At 61.1% G+C, this 21,711-nt stretch carries 22 protein-coding genes; 5 read left to right on the plus strand and 17 right to left on the minus strand.

The features are described from left to right. Window positions 1-341: 341 nt before the first annotated feature. The 6 genes from ACQCSU_RS21645 to ACQCSU_RS21670 all read right to left on the minus strand — a co-directional run bounded on the left by ACQCSU_RS21645 (window position 342) and on the right by ACQCSU_RS21670 (window position 7,039). On the minus strand, window positions 342-1,724 hold the full coding sequence (locus tag ACQCSU_RS21645; RefSeq protein ID WP_426979995.1) for an aspartate aminotransferase family protein: 1,383 nt from the start codon (window positions 1,722-1,724) through the stop codon (window positions 342-344). Between the two features lie 28 nt (window positions 1,725-1,752). Then, window positions 1,753-3,135 (minus strand): NAD(P)/FAD-dependent oxidoreductase, encoded by a 1,383-nt coding sequence (locus ACQCSU_RS21650; RefSeq protein ID WP_426979996.1) that lies wholly within the window; start codon window positions 3,133-3,135, stop codon window positions 1,753-1,755. Beyond that, window positions 3,132-4,118: a glycosyltransferase family 2 protein gene (locus ACQCSU_RS21655; RefSeq protein ID WP_426979997.1), complete on the minus strand. Its 987-nt coding sequence runs from the start codon at window positions 4,116-4,118 to the stop codon at window positions 3,132-3,134. Before ACQCSU_RS21655 ends, ACQCSU_RS21650 begins: the two co-directional genes overlap by 4 nt. Next, window positions 4,111-5,130, minus strand: coding sequence for a glycosyltransferase family 8 protein (locus ACQCSU_RS21660; protein ID WP_426979998.1), 1,020 nt, complete (start codon window positions 5,128-5,130; stop codon window positions 4,111-4,113). Before ACQCSU_RS21660 ends, ACQCSU_RS21655 begins: the two co-directional genes overlap by 8 nt. A 210-nt stretch (window positions 5,131-5,340) precedes the next feature. Further along, window positions 5,341-5,751 carry a hypothetical protein gene (locus ACQCSU_RS21665; RefSeq protein WP_426979999.1) on the minus strand — a complete coding sequence of 137 codons (411 nt, stop codon included), beginning with the start codon at window positions 5,749-5,751 and terminating at the stop codon, window positions 5,341-5,343. Window positions 5,752-5,803: 52 nt separating this feature from the next. Further along, complete coding sequence (locus ACQCSU_RS21670; RefSeq protein WP_426980000.1) at window positions 5,804-7,039, minus strand: MFS transporter; 1,236 nt, start codon at window positions 7,037-7,039, stop codon at window positions 5,804-5,806. Window positions 7,040-7,262: 223 nt separating this feature from the next. Here ACQCSU_RS21670 and ACQCSU_RS21675 point away from each other — a divergent pair, with 223 nt between their 5' ends. The 5 genes from ACQCSU_RS21675 to ACQCSU_RS21695 all read left to right on the plus strand — a co-directional run bounded on the left by ACQCSU_RS21675 (window position 7,263) and on the right by ACQCSU_RS21695 (window position 10,829). Further along, window positions 7,263-7,934, plus strand: coding sequence for a ScbR family autoregulator-binding transcription factor (locus ACQCSU_RS21675; RefSeq protein ID WP_426980001.1), 672 nt, complete (start codon window positions 7,263-7,265; stop codon window positions 7,932-7,934). 201 nt (window positions 7,935-8,135) lie between these two features. Further along, entirely contained in the window at window positions 8,136-8,720 is a 585-nt protein-coding gene (locus ACQCSU_RS21680; RefSeq protein ID WP_426980002.1) for a recombinase family protein, read from the plus strand. A gap of 297 nt (window positions 8,721-9,017) precedes the next feature. Next, window positions 9,018-9,527, plus strand: a complete 510-nt coding sequence (locus ACQCSU_RS21685) for a TIR domain-containing protein (protein ID WP_426980003.1) — start codon at window positions 9,018-9,020, stop codon at window positions 9,525-9,527. A gap of 13 nt (window positions 9,528-9,540) precedes the next feature. After that, window positions 9,541-10,374 carry a macro domain-containing protein gene (locus tag ACQCSU_RS21690; protein WP_426980004.1) on the plus strand — a complete coding sequence of 278 codons (834 nt, stop codon included), beginning with the start codon at window positions 9,541-9,543 and terminating at the stop codon, window positions 10,372-10,374. Next, window positions 10,371-10,829, plus strand: coding sequence for an HIT family protein (locus ACQCSU_RS21695; protein ID WP_426980005.1), 459 nt, complete (start codon window positions 10,371-10,373; stop codon window positions 10,827-10,829). Before ACQCSU_RS21690 ends, ACQCSU_RS21695 begins: the two co-directional genes overlap by 4 nt. 249 nt (window positions 10,830-11,078) lie before the next feature. Here ACQCSU_RS21695 and ACQCSU_RS21700 read toward each other — a convergent pair whose 3' ends face one another. The 11 genes from ACQCSU_RS21700 to ACQCSU_RS21750 all read right to left on the minus strand — a co-directional run bounded on the left by ACQCSU_RS21700 (window position 11,079) and on the right by ACQCSU_RS21750 (window position 21,711). Beyond that, window positions 11,079-11,948 (minus strand): hypothetical protein, encoded by an 870-nt coding sequence (locus ACQCSU_RS21700; RefSeq protein WP_426980006.1) that lies wholly within the window; start codon window positions 11,946-11,948, stop codon window positions 11,079-11,081. Beyond that, entirely contained in the window at window positions 11,945-12,235 is a 291-nt protein-coding gene (locus tag ACQCSU_RS21705; RefSeq protein ID WP_078107874.1) for a hypothetical protein, read from the minus strand. The genes ACQCSU_RS21700 and ACQCSU_RS21705 overlap by 4 nt, the downstream gene beginning before the upstream one ends. Further along, a complete protein-coding gene (locus ACQCSU_RS21710; protein ID WP_426980007.1) occupies window positions 12,232-12,630 on the minus strand; it encodes a hypothetical protein in 399 nt (132 codons plus the stop codon). The genes ACQCSU_RS21705 and ACQCSU_RS21710 overlap by 4 nt, the downstream gene beginning before the upstream one ends. Before the next feature lie 3 nt (window positions 12,631-12,633). Then, complete coding sequence (locus ACQCSU_RS21715) at window positions 12,634-14,460, minus strand: type IV secretory system conjugative DNA transfer family protein (RefSeq protein ID WP_426980008.1); 1,827 nt, start codon at window positions 14,458-14,460, stop codon at window positions 12,634-12,636. Next, window positions 14,457-15,980 carry a conjugal transfer protein TraC gene (locus ACQCSU_RS21720; protein ID WP_426980009.1) on the minus strand — a complete coding sequence of 508 codons (1,524 nt, stop codon included), beginning with the start codon at window positions 15,978-15,980 and terminating at the stop codon, window positions 14,457-14,459. Before ACQCSU_RS21720 ends, ACQCSU_RS21715 begins: the two co-directional genes overlap by 4 nt. Next, complete coding sequence (locus ACQCSU_RS21725) at window positions 15,977-17,626, minus strand: SCO6880 family protein (RefSeq protein WP_426980010.1); 1,650 nt, start codon at window positions 17,624-17,626, stop codon at window positions 15,977-15,979. The genes ACQCSU_RS21720 and ACQCSU_RS21725 overlap by 4 nt, the downstream gene beginning before the upstream one ends. Before the next feature lie 40 nt (window positions 17,627-17,666). After that, complete coding sequence (locus ACQCSU_RS21730) at window positions 17,667-18,734, minus strand: hypothetical protein (protein WP_426980011.1); 1,068 nt, start codon at window positions 18,732-18,734, stop codon at window positions 17,667-17,669. Window positions 18,735-18,738: 4 nt separating this feature from the next. Next, entirely contained in the window at window positions 18,739-19,104 is a 366-nt protein-coding gene (locus ACQCSU_RS21735; protein WP_426980012.1) for a hypothetical protein, read from the minus strand. Between the two features lie 9 nt (window positions 19,105-19,113). Continuing rightward, window positions 19,114-19,734, minus strand: a complete 621-nt coding sequence (locus ACQCSU_RS21740; protein ID WP_426980013.1) for a hypothetical protein — start codon at window positions 19,732-19,734, stop codon at window positions 19,114-19,116. 169 nt (window positions 19,735-19,903) lie between these two features. Beyond that, window positions 19,904-20,536: a hypothetical protein gene (locus tag ACQCSU_RS21745; protein WP_426980014.1), complete on the minus strand. Its 633-nt coding sequence runs from the start codon at window positions 20,534-20,536 to the stop codon at window positions 19,904-19,906. Window positions 20,537-20,565: 29 nt separating this feature from the next. After that, window positions 20,566-21,711 (minus strand): CHAP domain-containing protein, encoded by a 1,146-nt coding sequence (locus ACQCSU_RS21750; RefSeq protein ID WP_426980031.1) that lies wholly within the window; start codon window positions 21,709-21,711, stop codon window positions 20,566-20,568.

Consider the following 21,711-nt stretch of genomic DNA (forward strand, 5'->3'; position numbering starts at 1 on the left):
TACCTCTCCGTTTCTTGGTCATTACGCCCTGACGTGTCCGTCAAGCGCGATGACCGTCAGAAGGCTGCGCAGTACGTTTATGGCCGTTCCTCCTAGCGGGATGGTTCGGATCAGATCTCCTGCTACCGGTAACTGAGCGTGCCTCCGTTCGCTGCGCACACTTGGAGGGAGAAGCAAAAGAGCGGTGAAAGCTATCCGATAGGGATACTGGAAACTGGAGAGCTGTCCCAGAAACTCTCTTCTGATCCTTTCCAATTCGACTTGTGGGAGTCCTCCTAGACTGTCCGCCAGATGGAGCCGAATGGCGCGTTCTGCTAGGGCGTTCGTCAATCTTGAGGCCCTCACCTCTTAATGGCTTTCAGACAGAAATCGGACACCATTTTGGGCAGTCCGTACTGTGCACATTCCTCGAGCGCAACCAGAAATGCTTCTACGTCTGACACCTCGCAAATCAACGGTGGAGATGCGATGAGCAGGATCGGCTCGTTGGAAGCAAAATATGTCAGGATTCCATGCTCGTCATACAGGCGCGAGATCACCGCTCCGACGGCCAGCTTTTGTGCAAACTGCGCATCGGCATGCCAGGGACCTGGCAAAACTGCGAGCATCTTGAAGAACGCTTCCCCAGCCGGGGCCACCCGAACACCTCTGAGGGCGCCGGCTCCGCGATGCTCTATGAAGAAGTCGGGGTATGTGGCGCAAAGATGTTCCAAACCCTGTTGAAGAGCCGCGCCGAGATCCAGCGCACGTTCTGCAAAGCGTTCATCAACCGCTATCTCCATGGCAGCAAGGGCAGTGGCAGCTTCCTCGCCGAATCCGAAATACGTCGTGCTGTGCAACGTTGCATCAGCGGAGGTTCGGTATGCGCCTTCGAAAATCTTCCGTCGGGAGATGAATCCGGAAATTGAGGACTTACCTCCGCCGAAGGATTTGGAAGTCGTCACAATATCCGGCACAAGACCCTCGTGCCGCATGAAGTAGAAGAGGCTACCTGTTTTTCCCCAACCGGTATACACCTCGTCGAAGATCAAGACGATGTTCAGCGAGCGGCACAGCTGCATCAATCCCCTAAGGAATTCCTCCGAACACGCACGAAGGGTAGAAGCGCTGAAAGGCTCGATAATGATGGCATAAACATCAGAGGATCCGTCCTGGTGGTCATGACGAGCAACGGCCCGCTTGACCGACTCCAGGTCACCGAACATGAATTCGTCGATGCCGGGTATGGTCGGAAAGCTGAAGTTCAGCTCCGGCGAAGCCGTGAGCCCTCCGGCCCCGAGCAACTTGCCATGGAACGCGATGTTGCTCCTCAGGATCGTCCCACGCCGCCCTGCATGGTATTTATAAGCCAACTTCACGGCGCCCTCTACCGCTTCTGCGCCTGAACTCGGGAAATAGGAGACCTCCAAATCTTCAGGCATCAGATCTGACCAGTTTTTTGCCAGCGCGGCAGCATAAGGCGAGAAGAAGTTCTTATGAACTTCCATGCGGTTTCTGCGCTGGTAGTCGATGCGCGCGTTCAAAATCTTCGGATGGTTGTGGCCGTGGTTCAGGACCCCGATACCCCCGGTGAAATCCAGTATCCGGCGCCCACTGCTGAGGGTGATCCACGCCCCTTGAGCTGAGTGCGCTCGGTCATTTCCGAATCCAAAGGCACCTATAAGCGTTGTTTGACCCTTGCTGATGTGTTCGGCCCAGAGACGCAGCACTTCGTCTTGTTCCATTGTTGGAACCTGGTTAGAAGATACAAGCTCAGACATACTGAGCTCCCGCCAGATCGTCAGAGACTAACAGGCGCTCACCGACGAGGTGACCGAGTTCTCTCCCCTGCTTCAGGGCGTAGTTGACTCCCCTGTCCTCGGGAAAAATGTGCGCCATTGAGGCCATGAAAAGGTTCGTGACGGAGGATATCTGCGCGGGTTTGATCCTTGAGTAGTTCGGCGTGATGATCGGCTGTGCATGTTCTGCGCGCCAAACGTGGGAACCCACGATCTTGTCGGCGCTGAAATGAGGGAACATCTTCTGCAAGTGAGGAATGCTGAAGTTAATAAGGTCTTGGTCGCTCATGGTGTACATGGGGTCATCGACGGGAAGATATTTTGAAAGATAGACGATCTTCGTCGATCCCCACTTCGGATCCTCGTACATATTTGTGTGTTCGATGACGCCCACGTAGGGAAATTCGGGATCTGCAACATTCAACCAATAGGTACTCGAGAGTGACTCGGTGACCAGCAGGGTAACGCAAACGTTAGCGAGGTACTGCACTTCGTTCAGTTCTCGGACCTGCTTGGCAAGGATGGGTTCGTCGTCGTTGTCACGAAGCATCCCGGCCACCAGCCCGGGAGCGACGGTCGTGAGCACCGAACTCGCAGCATGGAAGGTCCCCTGAGAAATGACTCCTACGGCTTTTCCGCTCTCGACGACTATCTGATCAACTGCAGCGCCTGTCCGGATCTCGGCTCCGAGACCTGAAGCGGACCGGGCCAGTGTCTCCATGAAGTTGCCGGACCCGCCGACGAGGTAGAAGAGCTCCTCCTTCTGGTTTTTCCCTCTGCTTCCGCCTCGAAGATGAAGCTTCGTCCACATCCAGGAAGCTCCCACTTGATCGGCAAAACTGCCAAACTTGCCCTTCAAAAGGGGTTCCCAGACTTGGTCGTAGACCCGCTGGCCGCCGAGATTGATCAGCCATTCCTTCGCCGTGAGGTGTTCAATGCCCCGCCAATCTTTCACTCTGCGTGCTTCCAGAGACATTAGGCCCAGCCGGAGACGATCGAACGGCTTCAGGGGTGAGTAACGGAGCAGGTCTAGAGGGCTCGAGAGCTTGAAAATCTGGTTCGAGTAGTACATGCCTGTTGAAGTGGCACGTCGCACGATTGAATCTCCGAGGCCTAGTTCACGCACCAGGTCGAATACTTCGTTGTCCGAGCCGAACCAGTGGTGATAGAACTTCTCGACTTTTCCCTCGGCGAGATCGAAATCGCCAGCCAGACCGCCCACCGTTGGAGTCGCTTCAAAGACGATCGGATTCAGATTCATCTTTGCCATCTGGTAGGCAGCGCTGAGACCGGTAGCGCCGGCGCCGATGATGATTGGTCGCGCCTGTAAGTCTCGTGGCACATGAATTTCAGTCATACCGAATCTCCTAGTTCTGTCTGAGCTCCCACTCCAATGGGCGCGAGCAGGGTATTTGAAACGCTGAATACCTCCGATACAACGAAGGCGGGCTTATTACCGGAGAGCCGGAGTATCGATTCCATATACTGGCCCAGCACGGAAAAGAGAACAGAATTAGCGAAGACCGTCCCCCAAAAGCCGGCAACTGTTTTTGATTTCGTTGCCAGAGCAGCGCAAAAACCCACCACGGCAACGATCGCAAATAGCCCGGGTACCTTGGGCGCAAGCGAGGATGAATTCATGAGTCCTTGTTTCGCCAAGGCCAACATACGGAAGAGCGTGTATTTCGTGCTTCCCGATGCCCGACGGTCCCGGTCATACCTGATCACGCACTCCTGGAACCCCAGCCAGCCGATGAGCCCCCGGATGTATGGGTCCGCCTCAGCCGCCCCATACAACTCGGAGACCACCTCAGCGTCCATGAGCCTGAAGTCACCGCAGTCCACGGTGATCGGGACGTTCGAGATCTGGTTCAGGAGGCGGTAATACAAGGCGGCGCTTGACCTCTTGAACCAGGTCTCCCCCTGACGTTCATTCCTCTGGGCGCTAACAACTTTGCTGCCCTTTTGCCACTCGTCCACGAGAGCCGGGATCAGTTCGGGAGGATCTTGCAGGTCGCTGTCGATGCTTATGACCGGGTTGCCGACGGCATGGGACAGTCCAGCAATCAATGCGTTCTGGTGGCCGAAGTTTCGCGACAAGCGCACGACTCGGATACGTTCATCATTCAGCGCCAAGGAACGAAGGATCATCCAGGTGGAATCCTTGCTCCCGTCGTCGACATAGATGACTTCGTAGCCCAATCCAAAGTGAGAACTCAGGACTGCAATCAAGCGTTGGTGAAACAACTTAATGACAGCCTCCTCATTGAAGCAAGGCACTACAACACTCACTCTGTCTAAGGTTGCCCGCTTACCGCCGAGCCGGTGGGTGTCACTCATGTCCGGCGCTGCTAGTGACAACATTTGTTGGGCGCCATCCGGACAATGAAGTCCGATCCAGTGCCTCAAAGAACATGTCGGTCTCAATCGAAGCGGTGTCACCGGGCTTCCATGGCTTGAGGTGTCCGATGTAGTGAACGATGCGTGCGGATGCAATATCTTCCGGGCTCAAAGGATCGCGCTGCAGGGGTGCCTCTCCAGGCACCGTTTCATTGCAGAGGTGGTTTGTGAACATGTTGTATTCAGGGTCGAGAGCGACAATCTCTCGTCCAAGAACAGCGTTCAGCGCTTCCTGATCGAACAGCTCAAGATCGTCGCCGCGACCAAAGCAGTAGGCATACAACCGTTCTGCTATCTGTTCATCCCGCCAGAGCTGACAGTCCATCAGCAAAACGCCAGAGTTGAAATAGGGAGCGTCTGGGGCTAATCCAAGGTCCCGCCAATTCGGTAATCCCTGTGGATGGGAGACCGTCTCGATGATCCGATCGCATACGGCGGCAGCTGGCCGACCTCCCAGCGGAAGCGTCAGCAGGGGTTCGAGAGAGCCTTTCACAAGCGTGTCAGCGTCTAGATAAAGGATGCGATCAGAAGACCCCTGCGCGAGCTGCGGCGCTAGGAAGCGGGCGTACGCCGTCTGGGAAATGTATGTGTTGTGAGGAGACCGAGAAGGCAGCCCTTCAGGTATCCGGTCGGATATATCGAGGACACGCAGGTTCTCCGAGCTTAGGCCCAGAGTCCGCAGGTTCTCTATCAGCTCGACGTTGCTCGGCGACATTTGGTTGGCAAGTACTGTCACGCGCATTTCGTACGGTTCGGACTTCTGGGATTCAACCAGTGCCGAGATTGCTGCAACTAGTGGCACAACGTAGTGATCATCTGCGGCGTAGACGATCTCCAGCGTTGGTGTCTGGCTGAAGTGGGTCGTCTCACCGTGAATAGGAGGAGGGTTCATCGTGCATCCTTTTCCTTGAAAATCGACTATGAGGTAACGCTCGAGCAAAAAAATGACCATCCATGGAATAAAGGGAAACCGGTCACAAATTTGAGGCAACGCCTCCTAACAGCTGTCAGGAAGTGTCATCCTCGGCATGGACACAACCTCTAGCTTCCTCTCACATCGGGAATAACCAGCAGCCTACGCGAATACCAAGCCGTTCGTCCGGTTTTTTTGGGTTCGATTTATCCTCAGGCCCGTGAGGTACCCTTCGCCGCGGGCCTCTCTCTACGAAGATTCTCTACGCGGTTGGTTGAGCGCTTGTTGATTCAAAAAAGCCGTCGCCCGGCACGCTACTTTTGCCGTTAAGTGGGGGAAGAGCCGCTCGGGGACAGGTTCTCCTGCCCGACAACTCTCAGGTCCGATCACGGTGATGAGTCGTCTGTCCGGACCCATCATCCATCCGAGGCCATACCTGTACATTTCGCGCTCAAGTTCATATGCCAGATCTTGGTCTTCATCTGAAAACCGATGGAGTTGGCCACTGACGGTGTCGTCGGCATGCATCGTCCAGTCGGAGGTAAGTGCAAAGCTTTCCTCCTGGAACATCGGATTGACGTATCGGGTGGTTGGTGTCTGCCAGGGTTTGTCCGGCAGCGCGTCCGGGTGCCTCGGTGGCCGATCGAAGTCGAAAGCCATCTGGTTGGTCCTCCAAATCTCAGTCGCCATACGTCCGCTATCGCTGCGGGTATCAGCGACGCGCGAGTGCCGGAACCTCTTGGTCCTGGTCTGTATTCGTGTCTGAGCGGCGCTGAAGAATGCGCATGGCGCCTATTGCTATACATGCCAGCACACAGAGCAGCGAGAGTCCGGCAAGTGCCAACGGGAACGGGGCCTGGTCAGCATCTGCCGTGACTGTGGCGCCGAGTAGAGGAGGAAACGCGATGCCGCCGATCATGGAAATGGCGATCAGTGATCCGCTCACCCAGGATCGTCCACCGAAGAGCTGGTTTGCCCAGGCCAAGGCAGTCGGAAAAATTGGCCCGATCGCGAACCCCGCCAGAGCCAGACCTACAACCGCGAAGCCAGGGATGAAGGCGACAGCTGAACCAATCGTCATGAGTGTGCAACTGAGGGTCACAACCGTTCCCGGACGCAGTCGCTTAATCGCTGCGGCCAGAACGAAACGACTTGCAGTCATGCTCAACCAGAACAGAGACGTTGCCGCGGCCGCCTGCTCGACACTGATCCCGCTGAGGGTCAGGTAGGTTGCTTCCCAGCTTCCTATTCCGCTTCCCACTGCGACGTGGAAAACGAAGACACCGATCATTCCGGCGAATCCAACCATGAAGTAGAATCGTTTGCCTGCCGCCATGGATAATCCCGTCCCTGGTGCGCTTGCGGGGGTCTCCCGTGCCGCGGAGCCTTGGGTGGGGAATGACCTCACTCCCTGGACTCCCAGGGCGGTGATGAGGGTAAGAAGGGCAAAGCCCGTGAAGTACGCCGGGTAGTGTTCGGGACCAAAGAGGGCAACCGCAAGAGGGGCAAGGATAGCCCCGACGCCGAAAAAGCCGTGAAGAAGATTCAGCATCTTTCCAGAACCGGAACCAAAAGCCACGGCAAACAGATGACTGAAGGCATAATCCAATGCCCCAAACCCTAAACCGGCCGCAGCTGAAGCCGTAATGGCAAGAAGCAGCGTCGGGGCCCAAGCGAAACCTACGCTACCCAGGAGGAGGAGCAGGTAGCCGGCCGCGAGCGTGACTCTGTTCCCGATGCGCGCATGGATACTTTGACTGGAGAGCACTCCAAGAAGGCCCCCGATGAAGTGGGCACTGATGACGATGCCTACGGCGGAGGGGGACGCCTCGAACCGTTCTATGAGCCGGATCAGAGATGGACCATAGAGTGCTTCGAGCGCGCCGATGAGAAACATCCCGCCGAAGGACGACGCGATTCCTATGGGAGTGAACAGGCTATTGGACACGAAGAATCCTTAGATTGTCGGAGAAAAATGCATTCTTGATGTGGGAATGCCACGCCGCGGGTGCGGCCGCTCAATCCAGCCTGCGAGGCCGGGCGTACGTGGTCAATGAAAACAATCCCTCTATACTTTTTTCACGTGATGGGTCTCGGGACGAAGGTCCGTTCTGCAAGAACCAACAGCACGGCCTATCACCACTCCAGGCTCTGTTGAGAGAGGATGAATTATGACGGTTCAGGCGCGTGCCGAAAAGACTCGATCCGCCGTACTGCGGGCGGGCGCTGTCGTGTTCAACCGCGAAGGGTTTGCCCGTGCCACCGCCGCTGCCATCATCCGGGAAGCCGCAGTTACCAAGGGATCGATGCAGTTTCACTTCCAGACCAAGGAAAAGCTTGCGTGGGCTGTGATCGCTGAGTATGAGCAGGAGTTCGGCCCCGCATCTGATGCAGTGTCCACTCAAGACGGCAACAGCATGACTGCTGCGATGGAGCTCTCGGCAGTGATCGCTCGCCAACTGACTGAAGAACCGTTTGTCGGGGCCGCATACCGGCTCACGATGGAAGAATCCACCTTCGCCTCCCGTGTCACGAAACCCTATCTGGATGCTGTGCAGATGTTCGAAGGGCTATTCCGCCGGGCGGCCTCGGCGGGAGAACTACGCCCGGGCATCAATGTAGAGGACCTTGCCCGCTATGTGGTGGCCTCGTTCATCGGAGTGCAATTCGTCTCCGATACCCTCACCAGCCGCACCGACCTCATTGAACGGGTAGCCCATATGTGGCTATTCCTGCTTCCTTCCATCGCTGAGCCCCGATGCCTTCATCAGCATTTGAATTCGGTCCGGAGCATCTTCGTTTCCCACTACACAAAGTCCCGATCGGATCTTCCCGTGAACTAATCCTCTTTGTTTGCGTGCTGCTCCTACCATTGCGGTTTAGACGGAGAACGTCATGTCCCATAAGCCGGTCCTCCACCGGGACGTCCAGCCGTGAATGGAACACCGAAGACGATCCGCATGGTTCCGGGGGCGCCCGATTCCCGTAGTACCCGCCCGAGAAAATGCCCGGTCAAGGGGGGCTAAACGGTACACTCCACAGGCATGACCGGAATGCTTATAGGCTACGCGCGCGTATCCACCAACGACCAAGACCTCACCGCCCAAAAGAACGCCCTCGCCGCCCTCGGTGTCTCACACCAGACGACGTTCACCGATCAAGGCCTCACCGGAACGAACCGAGCCCGGCCAGGTCTCCGCGAAGCGTTAGCCGCATGCCGGGCCGGCGACACCCTCGTCGTGACCAAGCTCGACCGCCTCGCCCGGTCGCTGCGCGACGCGAAAGACATTGTCGATGACCTCACCCGCCGCGAAGTGAAGCTCAGCATCGGCGGTTCCGTGCATGATCCCACCGATCCGGTAGGCCGGTTGCTGTTCAACGTGCTCGCGATGGTCGCGGAGTTTGAGGCCGACCTGATTCGTGCACGCACCCGTGAGGGCATGCAAGTGGCGAAGGCAGCTGGTCGCCTTCGCGGGAAGCAGCCGAAACTCTCCAAGGCGCAGGAGAAGCATCTGCTCATTGTCCACAAGGCCGGCACTCACACCACGACCGAGATTGCGGAACTCTTTAGCGTGGCCAGGTCTACGGTTTACCGCGCGATCCAGCGCGCCGGGGACACTGCCGCCTAAGCATTCATTGTGCAGAGGAGTGCTGGGCAAATGCGCGTTTTGTGCAGACGTGTACTGACAAGTCTTTGTCAACACTCGCCTGCACAACCCCGGAAATCCAGGGGCCGCCGTGCAGACAAGTACTGAAAATGACAGCCCTCTTCCCGGGTCCGTTCGAGTGTCTTGAAAAACAATAGGTTTTCGAGACGGGTAGGGACATGGCGGGAATGCCGATGTTTGTCGGCGGCCGTGGCTATGGTTGTCTCATCCGGCGAGTCTCATTCTCGAGGTTGGCCAAGATCTGATGGGGAGACTGAGATGGGCTACCGGAACAAGACCTATGTGGCGTTCGCGAGTGAGGACATCACGTCGTATCGGCTGATGGAGGCGTGGCGAGAGAACAAGAACATCGAGTTCAACTTCTACGACGCCCACGACCTGTACGAGGCGCGTGACACTAGTAAGCCTGAGACGATCAAGAGGAATCTGCGTGAACGGATGAAGAACGCGAAGCAGGTCGTGGTCCTCGGCAGTCCGCACGCGAAGAAGAAGGGCGGGGATGGGGTGTCGTTCCTGGCCTACGAACTCCAGGTGGCGCTGGAGTTCGATCTGCCGGTCGTGGTCTCCCATCTGGACGGGTCGCGCAAGGGCAACAGTTCTAACTACCCTAAGCCGCTCACCGACGCCGACCACCACACTGTCTCGGTGTCGTTCCAACCGAAGATAATCAAGTACGCGCTCGACAGCTACGCCCCCGGATTCGCGGGCAGCGCCACGACTGGTGAGCGTATCTACAACGCCAGCGTCTACACCGACCTGGGGTTGTAAGAGAGACCCCGCCGTGGTGAAACCCTTGCCGCGCCAGATGAAGGTGCTGGGTCATCGGTTCCTGGCCGCACTCGGTATCAGCGCGATCCCGATCGGGATCTTGGCACCGCTGGCGCCGTCGTGGTGGGATGGGAAATGGTGGCTGGTTCTCCTCGTGGGTGTGGCTGCCGCGGGGTGGGCGTGCTTGGGCCTACGTCGACGAGAACCGCGTCAGACCTATCGAGAAAACGTCACCATCCGCCTGGTCGTGGGCGATCTGTTCAATCAGGGCGCGAGCGTCCTAATCGGGATGACCACCACCTTCGACACCTCGGTGCCCGACGTAATCGCGCGAGGCAGCCTCCAGGGCAACTTCCTGCACGAGGTATATGGAGGATCGCAACACAAGCTCGACCACAACCTGGATCAAGCCCTGACAGCCGTGGCCCCCGTCGGGACGATCACCAAGGCCGGGAAGCAGACTGTCTACCCCGTCGGCACAGTCATCACGCTGTCACCCCCAGGTCCCATCCGCTACTACTGCGCCGCGTACACGACCATGGACAATCAAAATAGGGCCAGCGGAACGATCCGTGGAGTCCTCGACAGCCTCGACAACAGTTGGGACCAGGTCGACGTGCACGGCAACGGCGACCCGATCTGCGTCCCTCTCATCGGGCAGGGACAGTCCCGCATCCCCGAACTCACCCCCGAGATCGCCGTTCGACTGATCGCCTTCTCCTTCCTGCTCCGCACCAAACGGTCCCGATTTTCCAGCGAACTACGCATCGTCATCCACCCGGCCGAGCAGCACAAGATCAACCTGCCCGAATTCCAAGCATTCCTGACCTCGCTAGTCACCTCATGACCGAAACCAGCCTCGAACTGCCCGACGACGATCCCTGTGCCTTCTGCGACTACCTCACCGGCCGACGACCATTCACCGTCCTCTGCCGCACGGACCTCATCGCCGTGCTCGTCACTAGGGATCAACGAGGCATCGGCCACCTCCTCATCATCCCCACCCGCCACTACCCAACGCTGCTGGAAGCAACACCACAGGAACGCCACGCCCTCATCGATACCGTGGCCGCGGCTGCCGCTGCGATCGACGACGCTTACGAACGGCCCGGCATCGCCGTCTGGCAGAACAACGGAACCGCCGCACACCAAGCCATCGCGCACCTTCACTTCCACGTCGCCGGCACACTCCCCGGCGGCGGTACCGACTTCGGAGAAGTACCCGAACTCACCCTCGAGCAAACAGACCAAATCGCACGACACCTCACAGGACCCACCAGGCCGCCGATCTGTCAGCCATGAAGCGGCGCCCCTCGTAGGGGAGGAGGCACTCCTGCCCCGCCATCAGGACACGTGAAAACCTGCCATTTAGCGCGTACATGATGTGCTCACCGTGTGGAAGCTTGACCGGCTGGGCCGCAACACCCGGGCATATCCTTGAAAATCGACGATCCGGCTGCCGCCCGGGCGAAGGACTCAAGGGCAAAGGAATCAGTGCCGGCGACATCGGCAAGATGCTGGGAGCCTCCCGGGCAACGGTCTACCGCTATCTCACTTAGGGTCTGTGGTGTCGGGTCCGGTCTCTGCTTCGGGATCCGTGTGGCGTGTCCAGCTGTCTCCCCCGCCGGGTCCGGTGGTTTGTTCCCAATACGATTCAGCGGCAGCGCCCTGGGTTGTGTGTCGTAGCTGCACGCTGTTCGCTGCGGCCCCGGAGAGAAGGGTTGTGCCGGTGATCTGGACGGCCTCGACAGCGGCGGCAGGGCCAACAAGAATTTCGCGGCCGGTGATGACTTCCCCGCCACGTGCAACGACCACAGGCCTCCAGCGCCCATTGATCCTTTCGCGCGGTACTTCCACGGTTGCGGTCAGACCGTCGCGGATCCGCGCCCACCGGTCCTGGTTGTAGGTGAAAGCCAGGTCGGCGGGATCGTCCTGGTGTCCGGTGATGTGGCATTGCCTTTTATCGACCATGGCGGCCAGCCGGACGATCATCGCCTGGACGTGCGGGTGCCACGTTGTCATCGCCCCAAGGCCCGGCGTCCCTTCTTCCCAGATCTTGTATTCGGCGCACATCCCGGCGTAGAGCTCCGCGACGATGTCGGAATGTTCAAACCAGCACTCGGTGATCTGGGAGGTGTTCAGCTGGTACTCGCGGACGAACCAGTCCACCCATTGCCTCATGGCAGTCCACGCAGCGGGTTTGTGTTCGGCACTGATCTCGCGCCAGCGGATCCCCATCCATTCCGGCGGGCCTGCGCCGAGTTCCGCTTCAATAACCGGGTCCAGAAATGCGGGCAGCCCGCCTCCCCCGCCCCCGGTTGATGTGCCGGCGTCTTGCGTCCAGGTGTCCGGGGAGTCTTCGTCGGCGTTGAACGGCTCGACGGTCCAGTCGGTTGCTGACGGTTCGGTGCTCGTGCTCATGGCTCCTCTTTCCGCGGTTCGGGCAGCAGTGCGTTGGTGAATCGGTAGAAGATCGCGTCGAGGGCGTCGGCGGCCGCGTGCGTGCCGGGCCTGCCGTTGGAGCGCATCCATTTGTGCACGGCGACGTGGCACATCGGGCAGAGGTCAACGCTGACTCCTTCGGCTCCGTTGCAGGCGGCGAGTTCGTAGTGGTCGTGGTCAACGACGTGGCTTTCGATGCGGTTGCTTTGTTGTGCACAGAGCCAGCAGGTCCCCAGGGTGCCGGTGGTGGTGCGAGGATCGGTCATGGTGTCCTTTGGTGATGTTTACGGGTCAGGATCCGGGTGATGACGGCGGTCGCGCGCCGGCGGTTCCAGCCCCAGTAATCGCCTCGTCGTTCATCAAGGATCCTGTGTAAGTCCTGGTGGTGTTCCCTGCAATACGGCAGCAGATCGGTGTCCGGCTCTTCGGCCCGGTAGCTGCCGTCGTCGTTGATGTAGACGCCGTCATAGCTGGTGTGGTGCAGATCCAGCGTCCCCGCCACGGCCAGGGTTGTGCCGCAGACCTGGCAGGCCGGTTCGGCCCCGGCGGCGCGGCAGTCCCTGAACCAGCGCGTGCGGCGCCACGCCCAGGCACCGGAATGCAGGTATCCGGTGTAGGCGCGGCGCCGGGCCCCGGACTTCCGGGCCAGAGAGAGACCCATGGCTTATCCAGGGACTTCTTCGCTGATGCGCTCTTGCGTTCCTGTGGCCGTGGAGTCGGTCAGTTCAACCAGCAGTGAGCTGCTGAACTTCCTGATGCCGGCCTTGATGTCCGGGGCGTCGGGCCGGTCGATCCAGCGCGTCATTTTCAGCAGGAAAGGCCTGCCGTTGCGCCCGACGAACAGGCCATAGCCGAACGGCAGCCGGCGCAGCTCCGAGACGGTCATGACGTCCTTCTCCCGCTTGGAGGTGTTGGAGGAGTACCCGTCGGAGGTGTGCGTGACGGAGCCTTCCTCCACAGCCCTGGTGCCGAAGAGCTTGACGAACGATTCGAGGTCTTTTTCGTTGCCCGAGCCGCCGAGCTGTATTTTCACCGTCGCGGAGTCGAACACGGCCTGCGCTTCTTCCGCTCCCCAGCCGCCGCGGGCCTGAGCGAGGGACTGCAGGACAACGAGCGGGCTGATCCCCAAACCGCCGCCGTCCGACATCAGCGTCACGAGCCCTGGCCAGGAGCTGGACATGTTCGCGATCTCGTCCAGCACCAGCGACAGCGGCGGATCGAGCCGGTTTCCCGGCAGCCGGATGGCCATTTCACGGGCGGTTTCGGTGATTTCGTCCATCATCGCAATCAGGAACGGCGCCATGGCCCCGCCGCCGGACTTCGTCCCGATCAGGTACAGGGTGCCCCGGTCCCTGATGAATTTCGCCGGGACGAGTTCTTCGGCCGGGCTGGCCGGTTTCAGGGTTTCGCGCACGAGCGGCACGGCAAGGCCGGCCAGTGCCCCTTCGACGCCGAACCAGCGGCTGCCGAGCATCTTCGGGTCCCCGTCAAGGATGGACTTGAGCGACTGTCCCCAGCCGAATGCGGCGTCCGGGTGTTCGAGCAGGATCTTCTGCGCCGCTTTCGCCGTTGCCGGCGCCGTCCCCCACAGGTAGAGCTCGTCAACGCTGTGCCCGCCGAGGGCTGCGGCGTGCAGGAGTGACTGGAGGATGGAGATCGCTGCGCCGGCCCATTCCTGGTTGGACCCGGACTTCCCCAGCCCGGAGGAGCCGATCAGTGAGGAGGCCCGGCGGGCTGCGACCTCGGGCCGCTCGCACCCGGTGATCGGTGACCACTTCAGCGAGGACTTCGCCCCGGTGAGTCCCTGCGGGTCAAACAACGTGCACGGCCCGCCCTTTGAGCGCAGCTCACGGGTGGCCGCGTAGTTGTCCGCCCTGGTCGAGGTGGTGATGCAGGATCCCGGGGCGTCCAGGATCGCGGAGATCAGCAGGTGAAACCCCTTACCTGACCGGGGAGGGCCGACCAGAACGATCGATTCCTCACAGGAGACCAGGACCGCCTGGGAGAGGACGTGCCCGATCCGGATGGATGCGTCCTCCACTGACGGCCGCGCCAGCGTGGGGCGGATGCTTTTGGCGCGTTCGAGGATTTTCTTCTCCCCGACCGTGTTCTTGATTTCCTTGATCTTTGCCAGCCCGTCACGGCCCATGACGTCCCTGACGAAGTACTCGTCCGAGAGCTTCCAGTCGTGCACCAGCTTCCATACGGTCACGCCGGCGCCGACGGCCAGAACGACGAGCAGGACCATCCAGACGATGACTGCCCCGCTCTCCGGTCCGCAGCCGGCTGCCGTGACACCGTAGACGGAGGCGTCGGCGGGGCTGGACGGGTTCAGGAATCCGAGCGGCTGGAGGATCGAGGGCAGGGTGGTGAAGGATCCGCAGCGGAAGAACGCGGCGATCTGCCCCGGCAGGTACAGCCCATAGAGCACCAGTGCGATCAGGCCCAGGGCAAGGACCGCCATCTGGGTCCCTTTATCCATCGCCTTCATGCTGCTGCCTCCCCGCCCCTGGTGGAGCGCATTTTGCCGTCGGTATCGAATACCGGCACTTCGGCGGTGGTGCGCTGGTTTTTCACGCTCACCGTCCGGTAGGGGCCGACCTTCCAGAGCCCGGTGCCCTGGGCGGAACGGTTTACGTCTTCCCGCTCGGCCCGGGTCAGGCCCAGCTCCCGCTCGGTCACGGCAAGGTTGGCTGTTTCCTGCCGGTAGATGACTTTCACCGTGGTATCGCCCAGCAGGGAGCGTGCCATCGCCGCCATTTTCGATCCGGCCTCCCCGGCAATGTCCAGGTCCCCGAGTTTGTGGATGATCAGGACGTTGAAGATGTTGTAGTCACGGGCGAGTTTCCACGCCTCCATCATCCGTGTCAGGGATGCTTCGTCGCTGACTGAGTCCCAGCCCTCTTCGTAGACGCAGAGCCTTTGTCCGGAGTCGGAGTTGGTGACCATGGATTCAGCCCATGACCCGGTGCAGGCGTAGGCGATTTTCCGTGCTTCCTTCGATGCGCCGACCAGTGCCTTGGTGTTGACTGTGATGATCGGCAGTTCGGGGTCGAAGTTCGCTGTCGTTTCGCCGTCGAACATGCCCTTCAGGTCCCCCTGGGTGCAGCGGGAAAAGGCGTGCAGAAGCCGTTCGGCGGCTTCGGCAACGGAGCGTGAACCATCGGTGGAAACGCTCATCTGCCGCAGGTGCTCAATGAAGCCCGGCAACGTCGGCACACCCGGCGCAGCCGACTCCACCGTGAGATCCAGTGCCATCGACAGGGCTGTGTGTTCGGCGCCCTGCACGGCACGGTCCAGCAGGATTTCACCGATGGTCTGGAGCAGATTCAATCGCCTGGCGCGCACCATCGCCGCCCAGCGCAGATCCGTCATCGGTTCCCCGTCCGGCGTCACCGAGGGCCGGATGCCCTCATCGAGCGGGTTGACCCGGTCCGGCTGGCCCGGGCCGACCTTGATGGTGTGACCGCCCAGGAACTGCGCGACAACATCCCATTCGCCCTTACGGTCCGCGAGGATCAACGCCTTGCGTCCCAGCATCACCAGGCGGCAGACCACGGACTTCGCGCACGTGGACTTTCCGGAACCCACAGCGCCCATCAGGATCATCGACATGCCGGTGATGACCTTCGCCTCGTACAGCTCCCACGGGTCAAACACGAACGCCCCGCCGCCGTAAACGTCCTCGCCGATGTAGGCGCCCTTGTGTCCCAGGTTCGCGCCGGCCAGGAACGGGTACGCCGTCGCAAAGGAAAACGCCGTCTCGCTGAACGGGCGCTGGCGGAGCCGGAAACCGCCGCGAAGATTGTTGATGCGCTGCTTCCCGCCGGCAGGGAATGCCTGCTGCGGAAAGCCGTCATCCCCGCCAGCCGTCTCAACCGACGCAGCCGCGACGGCACGGGCCCTGGTCAGGCGTTGCTGCGCCCTTGCCTGCCGGGATCCATTGGAGATATCCAGCATGACCGGGACCAGCCCGGACAGCCGGTTCGATTTTCCTCCGATGTGCTTCACAGCAGTCCCCTGCCCAGCGGCATGGCCGAGGCGACGAAGCCTTCGGCCTGTTGCCCGTACAGGCACCGGAGCTCCACCTGTGCGGCCGCGGCCGCGTTGCGCAGTTTGGTGTTGTTCACTTCCAGTTCCGTCGCGTCCGATGCCGAGAGCGTGACGTAGCCGCCGATCTTCAAGGCCCCGAAGCCGTCGGTGAGCTGCATTTCCCGGAATTCAAGGTCGGTTCCTTCCAGCCGTTGCGCCCGGGAAATCGGCCGGCCCAGCCGGTGCTGAATATCGAGCCCGGAATCGTGATCGGCGAGGGAGGTGGTGATGTCCTTCATGGCCTTACTGACCGGGTATGGCTTGGCGATGAGGGTCACGGAGTGCCGGAAGTCACCGGCGAACACGAGCTTGGACATGAACCCGAGGCTGGCCTTCTTCCGTGGCCACTCCGAAACCCACCAGGTGCGGTGAATGCCCGTGTCCGTCTGGAGCGTGGACCACTCCGGCAGCATGACCATCGGCCCGGCAGAGGCCGGTGCGACACCGGCAAACGCTCCGGTCCGCTCCGAGATCTCCACCGCGGAGGCAGGGTCGGTTGCGCGCCGGATGCAGGCTGAGAGTTCCCGGGCGTTCATCCAGAACCGCACCATCGTCCCTGTCGGCGTCAGCGACTCCGTCACCGAGGAAATGGTGCCCGCCGCGAGGCTCATGAACCCGGCGAGCCCGCCGCCGTGGGCCGTGATCGATTTCTCCAGTTTCTTCCGGCTCAACACGACCACAACCCAGCCTTCGTGGTGCATGATGCCGCGCCCGTTGGATACCAGGTCCTCATAGGCGTGGGACGCGAACGAGTTGATGTTCGCGCCCGAGAGCGGCACCAGTTCCCCGTCCCGGACCACCCGGGGAGCCTGCGCGCCCTTGGTTTTGTAGTAGTCCCGGATCTTCGCCCCGGACACCACCGACGTCTGATCGGTCAGCTGCAGGTACTCGACGCCTTCCTGGGTGGAGAGCGCGGTCAAAACGGACGAGAAAGCCTCGGTACGGTTGATCTGCTCGTCTTCAGACTCCAGCGCGAAAGCGTTCATGGATTCGACCTGGGCGGCAAGGATCCCGTACTTGTTCACCGGGTCATAGACGAACGCTTCCCCGCCGGGCAGCTCATAGCAGAGCAGCTCGTTCAGCTCCCCCGGCAACATGAACCGCTCCGGTGTTCCCGGCACGATCTGGCCCTTCTTGCCGATCGTTGACCGGTAGGCCGGAGGCTCCCCATCCGGGTCCGGGGCTGCATGGAGTGCACCGTGGGTGTGTACCGGCGCGGGGGCAAGATCCAACGGTGTTTCGGTCCGGGTCGCCCGCAGGTACTTCCCCTGGCCCGTACCCTTGCTCCACCGTCCGCCGACCCACCGGAGCCCCCATTGCAGCGTGGAGGTCCCGTGGAACCTCGTGCAGCACACCGGCCCGGTGATCAGCAGCATGGTCCCGCCGATCAGCCAGCCGAGCGGGAAGCCAAACACCAGGACCGTGACCACGATGGCCACCATCGCGATACCGAAGGTGATGAGCTGGTGCATTTCCAGCCCGAGCACGACTCCCCTCTTGGTTTCGCGCCCGAACCGCACATCGTGCCAGCCGAGCTCCTCTTCCATTACTACGCCTGCGCTCATCAGCGAAGCACCTCTCCCCGAAAATCGTTGGTTGTATTCATTACCTGCCGCGCCCGATCCGGGCCGGCATCCGCGCGATCCTGGAACTCATTTGCCGTGTGCTGCGCAATGCACTGCCGCCGTGGCGTTCGAAGCGGCGCCCGGCGGCGGACCCGATCCCGGAGCCGCCGCCGATGATCCCGTCCCCTGCCCCGCCGGTCAGGAACGCCATGAACTTCATCGTCAGCACGGGCATGACAGCGGCCATGAGCAGGCACAGGATCCCGGCCAGAAACTGGAACGTCGTGTTCGACGTCGCCGAGATCACGAACCCCATCTTCAGCACCAGTGCAGACAATGGTTTGGCTATCAGCAACGCCAGAGCCGTCGTGCCGAAGCCCTTGAAAATGCCCTTCGCTGCTTCCAGCGGCTGGCTCATCGCCGCGATCGGCAGCAACGAGGCCAGCACGATCAAACCCAGCATCCGGAACACCATGAACGCCGCCAGCAAAAGCGCAATGATCCAGATCACGAAGATCAGGATGACCGGGACGAGAATCGCTCCCGGGTTGTTCTGGTCTTTCGCCAGAGCCCACTGCTGGTAGTTCTCATCCAGCACCACGGACTTTGTGGCCGGATCCCAGGAGAGGCCGAACAACGCCAGCACCGTGGTGGTGACCGCGTCCTCTCCGTCGTTGTTCCCGGCAGCCAGGATGTACACGGAGATGTTGTCCATCACCTGGATCAGGGTGAACATGATCCCGGCCAGAATGTAGGTCGCCGGGATCGCGAACACCGCTGTGGCGCCGGCCCGGATCAGGCCGACAGTGGAAGAGCGGAAGAGACTGACAACAACCTGCGCGGCAACAAGAATGACCATCACCGGGGCCATGACCTGCACCAAAAGCGTCAACATGCCGGGATACACCACCGTGGTGACCTGCCCGCCGACATGGGTGTTGACCGTCCCGCCGATCACAGAGACCCACCAGTTCGAGTTCATGTCCGTCGAACTGAAAGCGCCCTTGATCACATCGAAAACGCTCGCCGCGAAACCCTGGATCCCGCCGTCGAAAAACTTCTGGATATCCTCTGCCGGCCCCATCGGTGCCAGCGCCGCGAACCTCACCGGATCAGCCCAGCCCCAGCAAAGCACCGGCGGCCGCCGCGACCGGTGCCGGCGCCAGGGAATTCGTTGTAGCCCAGAACACCAGCCCGCTGACGGAGCCGATCACCGCGGCGCCCAGCAAACCCCAGACCAGGATCATGAAGCCCGTGGACTGCGCACCGGACATCGAACCCAGCTTCCCGGCCACCAGCAGAACAACACCGATAATCAGCACGATCACCAGCAAAACGATGCACGTCACCATCACACCACCGGCAATATCACGCAGCACCGGCAACCACGGAGCCGTGTTATTGGCAGTGACCTTCGGATCAATCCCCTCCGCCGGAACGGAGACCAACAACTCAGTCAAAACACTCATCAGATACATACCCTTCAATCAGTTCTTGCACTCGGATGTGTTGCGGGGAGCTACCTCGATTTGCGATCCCCCGGCATAGACCTCAACCTTCGAACACGGATCGGCTACGTGGTTCTCAGAGGTGCACTGGGGTCCCTTTGGCAGCCAGATGACGCTGCCCGTGTTCTTGTACTTTTCGCCGTCTTCATCGGAGAGCAACGACTTCACCGCTCCGGCAATGTCATCTTGGTTGAACAGGCCCGCCCCTAGTTCAACCCTGCTTGCGCACGTCGATTTGGCCGGCTTTTTGGTGATCTCGACGGTTGGCTGCTGCGCCCCGGCGGGCATGAGGTTGAACTTCCCGAGACCGGAGCCCCAGAAGATCAGGCCGCCGACGGATCCGATGATCGCGGCACCGAGGAAGACACGGCCGGACCACATCAATGACTTGGCCTGGGCGTTGGAAAGAGCCGTCATCTTGCCGATCACGAACAAGGTCACTGACACGATCGCGGAGATGACGACCAGCACGATACAACCGGTCAGGAACTGTCCCGCGAAATCCCGGAGCCCCGCCAGATAATCCGGTGACTGGTCGGGGTTCACCGGTTCCGGTGCCAGCGGAAGCTGGCTGAACCCGGTGGCGATGCCTTCAAACATTGGTTTCCCTTCCGCCGGCAAACTGTTGTGCTGCCGGCATGTCTATGGAAGGTTCATTGCCCTGTCCCGCAGCCGTGTGTCAGAGCACAAGAGAAGACGGCCCCTGCACCGGCGGCTAAATGCGCCAGGTGCAGAGACCGTCCGTGGAGGATGGGGCGTGAAGCGGGTCTCAGCGTTTGAGCTGCAGCGGCCTGATCATGTCTCCCAGCCACGGTGCGCCCGGTTCGAGGCGGTTCAGGTGTACCCGGTAGTCGCCGTCGTTCGTCGGGACGCTCGCCCATACGAAGTACGGGTTGGACCGGTCCTCATCCAGCCGCGGCTGGCCGGTAACCGAGGTGGCCGTGAAGTACTTCAGATCAGCGCGGGACCATGCCTGCTGTGCCCGGGGGGTCAGCAACGGTTTGATCCGTGCCTGCCACTGGGATGAGGTCAGGGTGGTGGCGGTGAACGCACGCATCACATCATCGGCCGCGACCAGCGCGGCACGTTCGGCATCAGCGTTCCATGCCGGCTGGGCCGTCTCGACACCCTGCCCCTGCATCGGCGGGGCCGGATTGCCGGTAAACGGCGGCGATACAGACGCAGACGCCGCCCCGCTGCCCGGCGCCGGTTCCCCAGTGGTCCCCGTTACCGTTCCGGTGGGCTGCGCGGCAGTTTCCGGAGGTGAGGTGACGTCCACGACCGGCCCGCCCCCGCAGCCGGTCAGGAACACCAGCGCAAGGGCTGCGCCGAGCACGGCAGCTGGCATTGCCCAACGGTCGGGCTTCCGCGCGGCTGTGGTTTCGTTCGTCATCATGGTCATGTCCGTTCCGTGTTCATCCGGCTTGGGGTTCAGCCGGCTTTGGGCAGGTGCAGGAAATTATCCGGTGCACTGCTGGCCCGCTTCGTCGTGTAGTACTTGTGATCGTCCGGCGGGAACCCGAAGTTATAGCCTTCCTCGATGAAGGACCCGTCCTTGAGGACTTCCTTCACAATGGCAACGTGCCCGTAGCCTGCCGAGGAGGCATTCGCGTTCGAGGGCCCGTACCAGACCACGGCCCCGACGGTGGGTGTCTTATCCACCGGCCAGCCCTTGTTCTCCCATGCGGCCCTGTAATCCCGCGCATCACCCAGGACGCCACCGTCCGGACGGAAGTTGCCGTTCATGATCTTCCACGGCGCTTTGACCACACCGAACTGCTGGTTCAGCCGCCACATCACAAAGTCCACACACTCACCGTGGAAGGCGTTGAACTCCGATTGGGACCCCGCCGGGCAGCCCGCGTATCCGCCATTGGCGTTCAGGATGCAGTGCGGCAGGTCCTTGAAGGGGTAGTCATCATTCCCGCTGGACGTGCCGGTCGCAAGATCACAGTCCCCCGAACCCTTATCCTCGCCGGCAGTGACAGCGTCCGTGCCGTCCTTGGCCGCGAACTCGTTCGCGAACTGCCTGATCCGCGTCACATACTGGGCGGTTTCACCGTTGTCCGGGATCCCACCGACAGCGGTCACCCCGCCCCAGCCCGCGTTGTAGCCGGCCAGGGCAAGATCCACCGGGTCCCCGGCGAACCCCGAGGCCTTCGCCTGCTTCAGCAGCTCCCCCATGAACTTCCCCTGGGCACTGATACCGGCCTGCGGGTCGAACGGGTCTTTTCCCTGCCCGTAGCTCGCCCACGTGCCCGGCATGAACTGGGCGATGCCGCGGGCCCCGGCATGGGAGACGGCCTTGGGGTTGAAGTTGCTTTCCTGCCGCAGCTGCCCGGCAAGGATCGGCGCCGGGATACCCGAGGCCTTCGCGGCTTCCCTGATCGCCTCGACGTACTCCGCAGGGACCTTACCGGCGGCCAGGCCGGCCCCGGGCAGAGGTGCCACGCACGAGGACGGGTCCGTCGAGGCGCCAGCCCTCCCGCCGGATACCGCGCCGAGGACAACAGCGACCAGCAGCGACGCCGCGAACAGGACCGTGATGAAGAACGCGCCCCCGGCCCGGCTAAGCAT

It is taken from the genome of Pseudarthrobacter sp. O4, from assembly GCF_050157025.1.
Taxonomy (GTDB): domain Bacteria; phylum Actinomycetota; class Actinomycetes; order Actinomycetales; family Micrococcaceae; genus Arthrobacter.